Annotated in this window: 12 protein-coding genes and 1 tRNA gene; 3 read left to right on the plus strand and 10 right to left on the minus strand. The window is 44.5% G+C overall.

Going from position 1 to position 11,997, the window contains the following annotated elements; translation table 11 throughout:
* The first annotated feature begins 272 nt into the window (after window positions 1-272).
* Both RTJ53_RS10885 and RTJ53_RS10890 read left to right on the plus strand, forming a co-directional pair.
* The gene (locus RTJ53_RS10885; protein ID WP_160002463.1) at window positions 273-440 is read left to right on the plus strand and encodes a hypothetical protein; all 168 of its coding nucleotides are present in this window, start codon (window positions 273-275) and stop codon (window positions 438-440) included.
* A gap of 229 nt (window positions 441-669) precedes the next feature.
* A tRNA-Glu gene (locus tag RTJ53_RS10890) sits at window positions 670-745 on the plus strand.
* Window positions 746-903: 158 nt separating this feature from the next.
* On the opposite strand, the gene RTJ53_RS10895 is transcribed toward RTJ53_RS10890, so the two are convergent.
* From RTJ53_RS10895 to copM, 6 genes are all read right to left on the minus strand, one after another.
* Window positions 904-1,734 carry an IspD/TarI family cytidylyltransferase gene (locus tag RTJ53_RS10895; RefSeq protein ID WP_219333684.1) on the minus strand — a complete coding sequence of 277 codons (831 nt, stop codon included), beginning with the start codon at window positions 1,732-1,734 and terminating at the stop codon, window positions 904-906.
* A gap of 76 nt (window positions 1,735-1,810) precedes the next feature.
* On the minus strand, window positions 1,811-2,161 hold the full coding sequence (locus tag RTJ53_RS10900) for a septum formation initiator family protein (RefSeq protein ID WP_219333683.1): 351 nt from the start codon (window positions 2,159-2,161) through the stop codon (window positions 1,811-1,813).
* Between the two features lie 174 nt (window positions 2,162-2,335).
* Entirely contained in the window at window positions 2,336-3,676 is a 1,341-nt protein-coding gene (gene eno / locus RTJ53_RS10905) for a phosphopyruvate hydratase (RefSeq protein WP_312276944.1), read from the minus strand.
* Window positions 3,677-3,855: 179 nt separating this feature from the next.
* Window positions 3,856-6,150, minus strand: a complete 2,295-nt coding sequence (locus tag RTJ53_RS10910) for a heavy metal translocating P-type ATPase (protein ID WP_312276945.1) — start codon at window positions 6,148-6,150, stop codon at window positions 3,856-3,858.
* Window positions 6,151-6,189: 39 nt separating this feature from the next.
* Window positions 6,190-6,402 (minus strand): heavy-metal-associated domain-containing protein, encoded by a 213-nt coding sequence (locus RTJ53_RS10915; RefSeq protein WP_062333783.1) that lies wholly within the window; start codon window positions 6,400-6,402, stop codon window positions 6,190-6,192.
* A gap of 40 nt (window positions 6,403-6,442) precedes the next feature.
* Window positions 6,443-7,171 carry a CopM family metallochaperone gene (copM, locus tag RTJ53_RS10920; RefSeq protein WP_312276946.1) on the minus strand — a complete coding sequence of 243 codons (729 nt, stop codon included), beginning with the start codon at window positions 7,169-7,171 and terminating at the stop codon, window positions 6,443-6,445.
* 107 nt (window positions 7,172-7,278) lie between these two features.
* Between copM and RTJ53_RS10925 the strand changes: the two genes are divergently transcribed.
* The gene (locus tag RTJ53_RS10925; RefSeq protein WP_312276947.1) at window positions 7,279-7,719 is read left to right on the plus strand and encodes a MerR family DNA-binding protein; all 441 of its coding nucleotides are present in this window, start codon (window positions 7,279-7,281) and stop codon (window positions 7,717-7,719) included.
* Between the two features lie 9 nt (window positions 7,720-7,728).
* Here the strand turns inward: RTJ53_RS10925 and RTJ53_RS10930 are convergent, their stop codons facing one another.
* The 4 genes from RTJ53_RS10930 to RTJ53_RS10945 all read right to left on the minus strand — a co-directional run.
* The gene (locus tag RTJ53_RS10930; RefSeq protein WP_135888454.1) at window positions 7,729-8,022 is read right to left on the minus strand and encodes a heavy-metal-associated domain-containing protein; all 294 of its coding nucleotides are present in this window, start codon (window positions 8,020-8,022) and stop codon (window positions 7,729-7,731) included.
* Between the two features lie 151 nt (window positions 8,023-8,173).
* Entirely contained in the window at window positions 8,174-9,037 is an 864-nt protein-coding gene (gene kdsA, locus RTJ53_RS10935; protein ID WP_312114776.1) for a 3-deoxy-8-phosphooctulonate synthase, read from the minus strand.
* 123 nt (window positions 9,038-9,160) lie between these two features.
* Window positions 9,161-10,789: a CTP synthase gene (locus RTJ53_RS10940; protein WP_312276948.1), complete on the minus strand. Its 1,629-nt coding sequence runs from the start codon at window positions 10,787-10,789 to the stop codon at window positions 9,161-9,163.
* A 147-nt stretch (window positions 10,790-10,936) separates the two neighbouring features.
* The coding region (locus RTJ53_RS10945; RefSeq protein ID WP_312276949.1) for a porin at window positions 10,937-11,997 on the minus strand (1,061 nt) is incomplete at its 5' end.

The following is an 11,997-nucleotide window of genomic DNA, read 5'->3' on the forward strand; positions in this document are numbered from 1 at the left end:
ATGGCATTAATAAAATAAGCGGTTGAAAAGATGAATAGTAACGTAAAACTGGCACAAAGTGCGAAAAAAGTATCGCTGCTTATTTCCTATTTCCTCCTGCTATTTCATACCACGATTGGCACAAGCAAAATAGCCAGTAACATCGCTACCACACATCATTACGTGAATGGCTCAATACTGTTAGTCAGACCTGCTACACTAAACCTGAACAATATTTGATAAAAGCTAATGCCATTTGATAAAAAAAGGTGATAAAAGAAAAGGAGGTCACTATGGGCGTACAAATGAATATTTGGATGACTATTTTGGGTTTTATCAGTTTATCGATTGTGATTAGCATCGTAACCCATTGTTGGATTCGCTATCATTTAAAAAATAAAGCCGCTAACCTGCCGCCGCAATCTCATACAACGCCTGAGTCGCAAAACAATCACTCATAAGCAAGGCGTCAAATGTTTAGCAACACGCTAAGCGAATTAGTTGGCTAATGCGCTTGTCATGCCGCTCTACCAAGTATCATGGGTCACCGTATCACGGGCTAATTGTTAAAAATATAAAAAAATAGATAAAAAACAGTTGACGGCAAAAATAAAAATATATATTATACGCTCCACTTCGACATTAACGGTGAAAGCGGTCGAGGTCACGCTATAAACTAAGCGTGCTAGTGTCCCCATCGTCTAGAGGCCTAGGACATCGCCCTTTCACGGCGGTAACCGGGGTTCGAATCCCCGTGGGGACGCCAATTTTTTTAGTGGTAACGCTAAAAAATACAGTTAAAAAGCCATGCTAATCTAGTATGGCTTTTTTGTTTTTGTGGCTTTATAAATTTCTTTTGCTTATGCACTTCTTTTGTTATGCACTTTTTAGCGGTAACCTCAATTTGTTACCAAGCCATTTTTGCTAAGGTTTCGCCAGATACACCTGCGCAAACTGCAAATCCTCTGGAAAAGTCAGTTTGATATTGCTATGACTGCCTTCCACCAATAACGGCTGTTTGCCAAAATGCTCAAATAAACTGGCTTCATCGGTAAACGCAATCGTTTGCTCAATGGCTTGGGTCAGATAATCATAAAGTGTTGCCAATGGAAAAATCTGCGGGGTTTGTGCTAGCCACAACTGACTGCGATCAAGCGTTTTTTGTGACAACACTTGGTCTTGTGCATGGATGATTTGTTTGACCGTATCACGCACCGGTACTGCTAATAAGCCACCCGCCGACTCCTGCACATGCTCTTTCTGTGACTGTTGAGGCAACTGTTGCAAAAATTGCTGCGTGGTCTGCGTGATCAATTTTTCTATATCGCTCGGATTGACACAAGGACGCGCAGCATCATGAATCAGCACCCAATGATTATCATACGTATGATGACTAGCTTTTTCACTGAAGGCTTTGTCACGGAGGGGATTTTGATATTGTTGCCAAATCGTTTGCACGGCGTTAAACACCGAATTCATTCGCTCTTTGCCACCTATCACCCACTCGATTGGCATGCTAAAGCCCAGTGTTTTGGCAATTGTATCTTCCTCAGAAATCACCAAATAGCAAGTGCTTAGTTGCTGGACTTTGCTTAGCGCCGCGATGCTGTGTTGTAGCACCGTCTGACCGCCAATATGGGTGTACTGTTTTGGCATTTGACTACCAAAGCGTTTGCCAACGCCTGCAGCGACGACCACGGTGTCAATCGTAAAGTTGTTAGATAAATTGGCGGCTATCGCGTTAAATTCTGACATGGCGTCTTTTCAACAATAAAGTAAACAGTTGACAGTAAAAATTGAGACAAACATAAATTTGGCAGTTTTTATGCTTTTATGGGTGAGGCGTGGCGGTGTTGTGGGCAGTCGGTGTGATGACATCGGTACTGTACACACTGCTAGCGGTCGACATTTGCACAAATGTTTCACCTTGTTTGATTAAGCCTAAATCAGAGCGAGCGTGTTCTTCCACCGCTTCAAGTCCGTTTTTTAGGTCTTTGACATCGGCAAGCAATACTTCATTGGCTTTTTGCTGATCACTATTGATAGATTGCTGTTCGCTGATTTGTTTATTTAACGCTGCCAAATCGCCACGACCATTGGTGCCAAACCAATACTGGTATTGTAGACATACCAACACAATCACCGCAAAAATAATCATAAACAGTTGACGCAAATAAGTCATGACAGCACTCAATAATAAAAACTTTTGGCATAAAAAAACCTTATCCCACGCATTGTAGCAAATTCAATGTCGTGGGTTAAGGTTTTTATCACTTCAATGCTTTATCAAGCTTCAAAATTTAAGCTTTTAGAGTTAATCTTTTGGCGCTGAGCTTTTAAAGTTAGGCTTTTAAAGTTAGGCTTTTGGGTTGCGTAAACCGATAAACTCGTCAGCACCGTGGTAGCTTGCAGTGACCATCTGCTCGATACGAAGCAGTTGGTTGTATTTGGCGACACGGTCAGAACGGCACAGTGAGCCTGTTTTGATTTGACCTGCAGCTGTCCCCACGGCTAAGTCAGCGATGGTGCTGTCTTCAGTCTCACCTGAGCGGTGTGAGATGACGGTGGCATAGCCATTTTTCTTCGCTAGATAAATGGCGTCTAAGGTTTCTGATAAAGTACCAATTTGGTTGAATTTAATCAAAATCGCATTGGCAATGTGTTTGTCGATACCTTCTTGTAGGATTTTTGGGTTGGTGACAAACAAATCGTCACCCACGAGCTGCACTTTGTCGCCCAATTTTTGCGTTAAGTACGCCCAGCCATCCCAATCGCTTTCATCTAGACCATCTTCAATCGAGATAATTGGGTATTGGCTCACAAGACCTGCTAAATAATCCGCAAAACCTTCTGAACTAAAGGCTTTATTGCCTTCGCCTTCAAGTACGTATTGACCGTTCCCTTGCTCATTTTTATGGTAGAACTCTGATGCGGCACAATCAAGCGCTAAGTAAATGTCTTTACCTGCGGTATACCCTGCTTGCTCAATCGCTTGCATGATGACAGTAATCGCTTCTTCGTTTGAGCGTAAATTTGGTGCAAAACCGCCTTCATCACCGACGGCGGTGTTTAGGCCTTGTTTTTTTAGCACAGATTTTAGGCTATGGAACACTTCCGTACCCGCACGCAAGGCTTCACCGAAGCTGGTGAAATTAACAGGCTCAATCATAAACTCTTGGATATCAACAGTGTTGTCCGCGTGGGCACCGCCATTTAGGATGTTCATCATCGGTACAGGCATCGATAGTGATGTTTGCCCACGTAGGTTGGCAATGTACTGGTGAAGTGGCAGTTTTTGTGATTGTGCGGCGGCACGGGCTGCTGCTAAAGATACTGCTAAGGTGGCATTGGCGCCCAATTTTTCTTTGTTTTCTGTGCCATCAAGCGCTAATAATTTGTTGTCAAGATCTTGTTGTTTTGATACGTCCATATCAACCAGTGATGAACGAATTTCACGGTTGACGTTGGCAACGGCTTTTTTGACCCCTTTACCCAGATAGCGTGATGCATCACCATCACGCAGCTCAAGCGCTTCACGTGAACCTGTCGATGCCCCCGATGGCGCTGCTGCACGACCGATAGTACCATCCGCTAAAATCACATCGGCTTCAATGGTTGGGTTGCCGCGTGAGTCCAAAATTTCGCGCGCAATGATATCTTTGATTTGGTTATTGGTGGTGGTTTCTTCAGCGTACATGGTGTTTTCCTTAGCTGTCACAATCAACAATGGGAGTGTTAAAATACAAATGGGGTGGGTTTATCATAGCATATTTTAACAGGTTTTAGCAGCTTATCACTATCGCCTATAGGTCATGCATAGTCATACGCAGCCAAGTAAAACCAGCTCCAACAGGTTGTCAAAATAACCATAAGCCGTTAGGAAATGACCTTCATGCGAGTGAGTCGCAACGCATTAAGTAATACAGAAATCGAACTTAGCGCCATCGCCGCTGCCGCTATCATTGGATTGAGTAGACCAAACGCCGCTAACGGTATACCAAGGCAATTATAGATAAACGCAAAAAATAGGTTTTGCTTAATATTACGCAGGGTTGCACGGGCAATTGTGACCGCATAATCGACATGTTTGAGCGACTCGCCCATTAGCCTTGCCGTGGCGCTATGTTTGGCAATATCGGTTGCGCCTTCTACCGCAAAACTTGCGGTTGCCGTTGCCATCGCCGGGGCATCATTCACCCCATCGCCCACCATTGCCACTTTTTTGCCTTGTTGTTGTAGGCTATCAATTTTTTGCGCTTTATTACGGGGTGATAGCTCACCAAGTGCCTTGCTGGCGTTAATCTGCTGACCCACATAATCCACCACCGATTGCTTGTCGCCACTCATCACTACCACATCTAGATGATGGGCTTGCAGCGACGCAATTACCTTAATGCTGTCTTGTTTGAGCTCGTCGGCTAGCGCAAAAGCTGCCACAGGGGTGTCATTGATACTTACCGCCACTTGACTGGCAATTTGCCAAACAGGATTGGCTTGGATAGTCGCTGCAGGCAATTGAAGATTGGCAAAACTTGGCGTGCCGATTTTCACCCGCCCAATCGTGGCTACCTGTGCCTGTATCCCCTGCCCGAGCACTGTTTCCACATGGCTTATGGTAAATGCCGCTAGACTTTGAGGCGTATCAGTCTGTTTATTGTAAGATTCAGCATAGTTCACTAGCGTGGTCGCAAGTGGGTGGTTCGCATGACGCTCGACACTGGCAACGAGCTGCAGCAGTGCTGCTTTATCTAAGTTAAACAGTTTTAAATTGTCTTCTATTAGGTACGCTGCAGATAATTGGGGTTTACCTTGGGTGATGGTACCTGTCTTATCGAGTACTACCGTATCAATTGCACCTGCCGCTTCTAAGGCTTGCGCATCTTTAAACCAAACCCCTGAGCGTGCTGCCACCCCCATGCCCGCCATGATGGCTGCGGGCGTCGCCAGTCCCAATGCACAGGGGCAAGCAATCACGAGCACCGCCACCGCGCGCATGAGGGCCGTGTCAAACGCGCCTAAGAACCAATAATTGGCAAAAAAAGTTAACAACGCGATGGCAACCACCACCGGCACAAAAATCCCTGCAACTTTATCTGCGATACGGGCGATATGGGCTTTACTGCCTTGCGCGTCGTTGAGCGCTTGTATCATATCGCCAAGCCGTGTTTGGCTACCTTTGGCGGTGACTTGGTATTCAAAGCTGCCGTTTTCTACCATGGCACCTGCTAGCACCGTGCTGCCAATATGTTTAGACAGGGGCACTGATTCACCCGTTAAATGGCTCTCATCACACCAGCCTTTGCCAGCGGTGACGATGCCATCCGTGGCAATGCGAGAGCCTGCTTTAGCACGTAAAATTTGACCAGCTGTGACTTGCTCAAGGGGCAGGATTTGCCACTGCGCATCTGGGCTTTGTGGATTGGGGTTTTTAACTTCCACTTGCTCAGGGGTGAGCGCTAATAGCAAATTGATGCTATTTAGGCTGTGTTTTTTGGTACGGGCTTCTAGGTACTTCCCCATTTTGACAAAGGCAATCACCATCACGCTGGCTTCAAAATACACATGGGGCATGCTATGAGCCATCCCATCATGCCCCATTTGGGCTGTGGTTTGCAGATAGCTTAACCAACTATAGGTTGAATACGCCCAAATTGTCAGTGTGCCGAGCACCACCAGCACGTCCATATTGGCAAGACCGCCTTTGATACTCGCCCACGCACTTTTATAAAACGGTATCGCCAAGCCAAACTGTACGATAGTCGCCAACACAAATTGTAGCCATAGCGGCGGCATCAGTGCGTGACTGCCCATCATCATGCCTGCCATGCCAATCAAAAAAGGCAGCAAGCAAATCCAGACCGCAATCAAGCTGTAGGGCGCTTTTTGCTCATGGGCTTCATGCTCAAATAGCGCGTTCTGCGGCTGAACTTTTGCCTCATAGCCTGTCTTTTTCACCCATTCTACAATCTGCTCGGCGTTGGTTTGTGATGCATCAAACTGCACCTGCGCTACTTCATTGGCATAATTGACATCGGCTTGCACTATCGCAGGCTTTTTATTGAGCACTTTTTCGATGCGGCTGGCACAGGCTTGACAAGTCATGCCATCGATATCAAGAATGATTTGCTCGGTATGGGCGTTGTCTGACGCGTGTATCGATTGGGTAGTCATGATAGTGTCTGTCTTGTACATTGTCTTTGCGTGGCGTCGTTATACTACGTCAAAGCCAGCGTCTTCAATCGCTTCTTTAAGCGTGCTTTGTTGTACTTGGCTGTCATCAAAGCTGATGGTTGCGTTGTTATGGTCAAGGCTGACATCGACAGATTGCACCCCTGCCACTTGATTGAGGGCATTGGTTACGCTTTTGACGCAGCCGCCACAAGTCATGCCTTGGATATTTAAGGTGATGGTTTGGGTTGTCATACTACGCTCCTTTTTTACGTTTACGTGGCTATTTTTTTAATTAATGGGCTTGTTTGCTAAGCCAATCTTGCATTTGTTTGATTTCTGGCGTTTGCGCTTGTTTAATCTGCTTGGCGAGTGCTAGCATCGCTGGATTTTTACCATAGGTTTGTTCTATCGTTGCCATATCAATCGCGCCTTGGTGATGCGGTATCATACCCTTGGCAAAGGCGATATCAGGATTGGCGTCCATAATTCCTTGCATCATGGCATCGTGGTTGCCCATGGCTTTTTGCTGATAGGCTTGCGTTATTTCTTTGGCATTGCTCGCGGCTGGTTGACTGTCTTCGTTTTTGGCTAACCAAGCTTGCATATATTTGATTTCACTTTGCTGCGTATCGACGATTTTTTGTGCAAGGGCTTTCATCTCGGCATCTTTGCCATATTGCAGCTGCACTTTTGCCATCGCAATTGCGCCTTCATGATGCGGTATCATACCCTTGGCAAAGCCGACATCGGCATTCTTAGCTTGCACCCCTGCTGACATGGCTTGGTGCATTTTATTCATGATATCCATATAAGCCATGATATGCGGCGGCTGCGATTGTGACTGCGTGTCCGCTGTCGAAGCCATATGATGCATTGAATGCGCTTGGGTCATACTCGCATTGGCACTTGTAGCATGGCTACTTGATGCTGTCATTGCAGTTTGGGTAGTGTCATTTTTTGTACACGCCGTCATACCTAGTGCCAATGCAACCACCCATGACAAACCTACGATGTTATTCATATTCATATCCTTCAGGTTGATTTTTTACGTTCTTTAAAAAAAAAGATTGATTTATCACACTGTGGTATTACTATAAACCTTAACATTAGGTCAAGGTCAAGCAAAAAATGAATATTAATGAAGTCGCTAAATTGACTGAGTTATCACCTAGACAAATTCGTGATTACGAAAAACTCGGTTTATTACAGACCATCCAGCGCACCGACAGTGGTTATCGTGTTTTTACCGATACCCAATTACAGCGTCTAAAATTTATCAAACATGCCCGTGATGTGGGATTTTCATTAGCGCAAATTGAAGCGTTATTGGCTCTACAAGACAACAAAGAGCGTAGCAACGCCCAAGTCAAAGCATTAACCCGCAATCACATCAATGAACTAAGCGATAAAATACAGCGGTTACAATCAATGAAAGCCACCCTGCAAGCCTGGCACGATAGTTGTTTGGGAGATGGCTCGCCTAACTGTAGTATTCTAAAGGGCTTACAAGATGGCGTACAAAATGACTCAGTGACTAAGCAAGCTTGCCGCACCGAGTGTAGCCACTGAACAAACGATTTAGGAAAGTCTACCATCTTTTGCCAAATCACCCGCTAAAGTGCGATTGTTGGCAGGGTTGGCAGGTGCTTCAATCGGGAACGGCTCGGTGATATAGTCGACATTGGTCAGCGCAGCTTTGAAGGCAAAAACTGATGTCTGGGTATCATCAAAGCTGACAATCACGCGATGATTTTCAGGCTCAAGATGCACTGCCTGCACCCCGCCGATGGTGGTCAACGCTTTCATGACTTCCTCATAGCCTGCTGGGTCATTAATGCCTTTTAAATCATACGCGACTGTTTGAATTGCCATGGTTATTCCTGTATTTATGCTGTGGGTTATCAAATATTGTTATATCCTATAAACTAGCACTATACCATAGCCAAAAAAAAGCCTCGTTATCGATTGATAGCATTTTAATAACAAGGCGTTGCAAATTTGTGTTAAAAACTTGCGTAAAAAATTAATGAGTATCCAACACCTCAAACCCTTTGACTAACGTATCAAGCTGTTTTAACTGGGCTAAAAACGGCTCAAGCTGACTCAGCCGCAGCGCACAAGGACCATCGCATTTGGCGACATCAGGATTTGGATGCGCTTCTAAAAATAACCCTGCCAATCCTGTTGCCATGCCAGCGCGTGCTAACGTGGTAATCTGTTCTCGGCGACCGCCTGCACTATCTTCACGCGCACCCGGCTGCTGAAGGCTATGGGTCACATCAAAAAACACGGGAACCTGCATTTTTTTCATGGTGTCAAAACCCAGCATATCGACAACGAGATTGTTATAACCAAACGCACTGCCACGCTCGCACAAGATGATTTTATCATTACCGGCTTCAAGGCATTTATTGATGATATGTTTCATCTCATGGGGTGCCAAAAACTGTGCTTTTTTGACATTAATAATCGCACCGGTTTTTGCCATCGCTGCTACCAAGTCGGTTTGGCGACTCAAAAATGCGGGCAACTGGATAATATCCGCCACTGCTGCCACAGGCTCAGCTTGGTACGGTTCGTGTACGTCAGTGATAATGGGCACATTGAACGCTTTTTTGATATCGCTTAGCCATTCGATACCTTTTTCCAGACCTGGACCACGAAACGAGTACAAGCTTGAGCGATTGGCTTTATCAAAACTTGCCTTAAACACATAGCCGATATTTAAGCGTTTACAGATTTCAATATAGCTTTCAGCAATTTCAAATGCCAAATCTTTGCTTTCTAGTACATTCATGCCGCCAAACAGCACAAACGGTTGATCATTGCCGATAGTAATATCGTTGAGCTGAATATGCGATTGTGGTGTCGGTAAGTTAGTGGTCATAGGGCTCTCAGTATGTTGTTAAAGTTGTTATTGATTATCACTATAGCATAATTGGCTAGATACGAAGCTGGCTAAAAACAAAAAACCACCTGTAACAGATGGTTTTCTTATGCGCCATAAATACTATTTTTTGGTTTGTTTCGCCGCTGCAACAAAGCTATTGAACAATGGATGACCACCGCGTGGCTGGCTGGTAAATTCTGGATGGAATTGTACCGCGATATACCAAGGGTGATTGGCAATTTCTACTGACTCGACCAAATGCTGTTTGGCTGAATAACCAGAAATTTTCATACCGGCATTTTCCAGCTGTTCAATATAGCGACCATTCATTTCATAGCGGTGACGATGACGCTCAGTAATCACAGGGCTGCCATAGATTCGGCGCAGTTTGCTGTCTTCCACAAGCTCGGCTTTTTGGGCGCCCAAACGCATGGTACCGCCCAAATCTGAGGCGTCACTACGCACTTGTAGTTCACCTTTTTCATCAAACCATTCTGTAATCAAACCAATCAATGGCGCTTTGGTTTTTTTATCAAATTCCGTTGAGTTGGCGTCTAAACCTAATACATTGCGCGCAAACTCAATGACGGCTAATTGCATTCCCAAACAAATCCCCAAATAAGGCACATTATTTTCGCGGGCATAGCGAATCGCTTTCATTTTACCCAAGGTTCCGCGCTCACCGAATCCACCAGGGACGAGCACAGCATCGGCAGATTTAATATGCTCAAACAGGCTATCATCATTTTCAAGTTTTTCGGCATCGACATAGTCAATATTGACTTTGACATTGTTTGCCACGCCCGCATGTAGCAAGGCTTCATTGATTGACTTATAAGCATCAGGCAGTTCGACGTATTTACCTACCATTGCCACAGTTACGGTTTCTTGGGTATTTAACAACGCTTGGGTAAACTGGTGCCAATCACTTAAGTCCGCCTCTGGGGTATCTAACCCAAAGCGTTCACAAATCAAATCATCTAAATGCTGGGCATGCAGGATACTTGGAATTTGATAAATGGATTTGGCATCTGGGCAAAGGATAACGGCACGTTGCTCAACATTGGTAAACGATGCAATTTTTAGGCGATTATCATCGCTAATCGCGTGTTCACTACGACAGATTAACACATCAGGTTGCAAGCCAATGCTGCGTAATTCTTTGACTGAGTGCTGGGTTGGTTTGGTTTTGCTCTCGCCTGCACTCGCGATATAAGGCACGAGGGTTAAATGCATCAGCATCGCATTGTTGCGACCGAGTTCAACTTGCATTTGGCGCACCGCTTCCATGAATGGCAAGCTTTCAATATCACCGACAGTACCACCGATTTCAATCATGGCAATATCGTAGCCTTCGCCACTGGCACGGATACGCGCTTTGATTTCATCGGTAATATGCGGAATGACCTGTACCGTGCCACCCAAATAATCACCGCGACGTTCTTTCTCAATCACTGCCGAATAAATACGCCCGCTGGTAAAATTGTTGCGTTGCGTCATTTTTGAGTGGCGCAAAAAACGCTCGTAATAGCCCAAATCCAGGTCAGTCTCTGCGCCATCTTCGGTAACAAATACTTCACCATGCTGAAACGGGCTCATTGTACCTGGATCAATATTGATATAAGGGTCCATTTTGGTCATGGTGACTTTCAGACCACGTGCCTCAAGAATCGCGGCTACCGATGCAGCGGTGATACCTTTGCCAAGTGAAGAAACGACACCGCCAGTTACAAAGATGAATTTTGTCATGTTATCTATTTCGCTCGTTGGTAAAAAAGAATTTTACTCGAAAATGCCTAGGTTTAGCAAAAAATTATTTTTATCAATAAATCGCGCACTCATAAAAAAATCCACTCATCGCTGAGTGGATTTTTTGATAGCAAATTCTAGTAAAGATTAGAATTTGTATTCGATACCTGCACCTAGACCAAAACCACTTGCATCTAGATCATAACCATCTTCGCTAAATTCAATTTTGCTGTAACCGGTATATAGGTGACCAGTTGTTGCAGCATTAAAACCATATTTACCACCAACTACAAAACGTGAACCATCTAAGCCATCACGACCACTAATGTTTTTTACTATATCGCCTTGTGCGTAAGCTTTCCATTTTGTAGCAGGAATTGCGTATGAACCGCTTAGAGTAAATAAGTTCTCATTTTTATCTTTATCTAAATCTGTAACTTGATATAGTGCGCCTAATGTAGTAGCAGCATTTACATCAAATGCTCCACTTACGCGCGCAGTACTGAAGTCGCTAGATTTGATATAGGTTGCACCTGCACGGAAAGGTTGGTTAGTTGGCTCATATTTTAAGCCTGCACCGAATGCTTCTGATTTAGTCCATAAATCAGTTGAATTTTTTTCTTCCATAACATACATGCCCATGAACTGAAGACCATTGTATGATGGAGAGAAGTAAGCAAGGGCATTGTTAGCGCGATTACCGTCCCAAAATGCCAAGAATTTTACTGTCTCGCCTTCGTCAACACCTAAAATATCTGCTGTTTCTTTATCAGCAGCTTCGACGCTGAAACCTGTGCTATAGGTGTCATATAGACTTACAGTTTGACCTGCGTAATTGATATTGTCATCGATTGCAGACAAATGACCAGCAACTAAAGTACCATATTGTTTGTTAGAGAAGCCAATATAAGTATCACGTGAGGTAAATTGTTGTTTTCCACCATCATCAGGGTGAACACGATATTCTAACTGGTAGATTAAATCAGTATTGGCTGTTAATGCTTCCGCACCTTTAAAACCGATACGTGAACCTGTAAGATTACTTGAACCTGTAGAATTTAGTTGGGTGGTACTATAATCTTCATCGATTAATTTATTACCATCTTTCTTTACTGTTAAGTTACCATCAACATAGTCAGTAGTTAATAGAACGTTACCGTAAACTGTTGGAGCAGCATGGGCAGCAGAAACTGAAAGTGCAGCGACGG

It is taken from the genome of Moraxella sp. CTOTU46711, assembly GCF_031975715.1.
Lineage (GTDB): Bacteria > Pseudomonadota > Gammaproteobacteria > Pseudomonadales > Moraxellaceae > Faucicola.

Bases quoted from the DNA above. Each gene is read 5' to 3' on its own strand.
- RTJ53_RS10885 (WP_160002463.1), top strand. From the start codon at position 273: ATGGGCGTACAAATGAATATTTGGATGACTATTTTGGGTTTTATCAGT.
- RTJ53_RS10895 (WP_219333684.1), bottom strand. From the start codon at position 1,734: ATGTCAGAATTTAACGCGATAGCCGCCAATTTATCTAACAACTTTACG.
- RTJ53_RS10900 (WP_219333683.1), bottom strand. From the start codon at position 2,161: ATGACTTATTTGCGTCAACTGTTTATGATTATTTTTGCGGTGATTGTG.
- eno (WP_312276944.1), bottom strand. From the start codon at position 3,676: ATGTACGCTGAAGAAACCACCACCAATAACCAAATCAAAGATATCATT.
- RTJ53_RS10910 (WP_312276945.1), bottom strand. From the start codon at position 6,150: ATGACTACCCAATCGATACACGCGTCAGACAACGCCCATACCGAGCAA.
- RTJ53_RS10915 (WP_062333783.1), bottom strand. From the start codon at position 6,402: ATGACAACCCAAACCATCACCTTAAATATCCAAGGCATGACTTGTGGC.
- copM (WP_312276946.1), bottom strand. From the start codon at position 7,171: ATGAATAACATCGTAGGTTTGTCATGGGTGGTTGCATTGGCACTAGGT.
- RTJ53_RS10925 (WP_312276947.1), top strand. From the start codon at position 7,279: ATGAATATTAATGAAGTCGCTAAATTGACTGAGTTATCACCTAGACAA.
- RTJ53_RS10930 (WP_135888454.1), bottom strand. From the start codon at position 8,022: ATGGCAATTCAAACAGTCGCGTATGATTTAAAAGGCATTAATGACCCA.
- kdsA (WP_312114776.1), bottom strand. From the start codon at position 9,037: ATGACCACTAACTTACCGACACCACAATCGCATATTCAGCTCAACGAT.
- RTJ53_RS10940 (WP_312276948.1), bottom strand. From the start codon at position 10,789: ATGACAAAATTCATCTTTGTAACTGGCGGTGTCGTTTCTTCACTTGGC.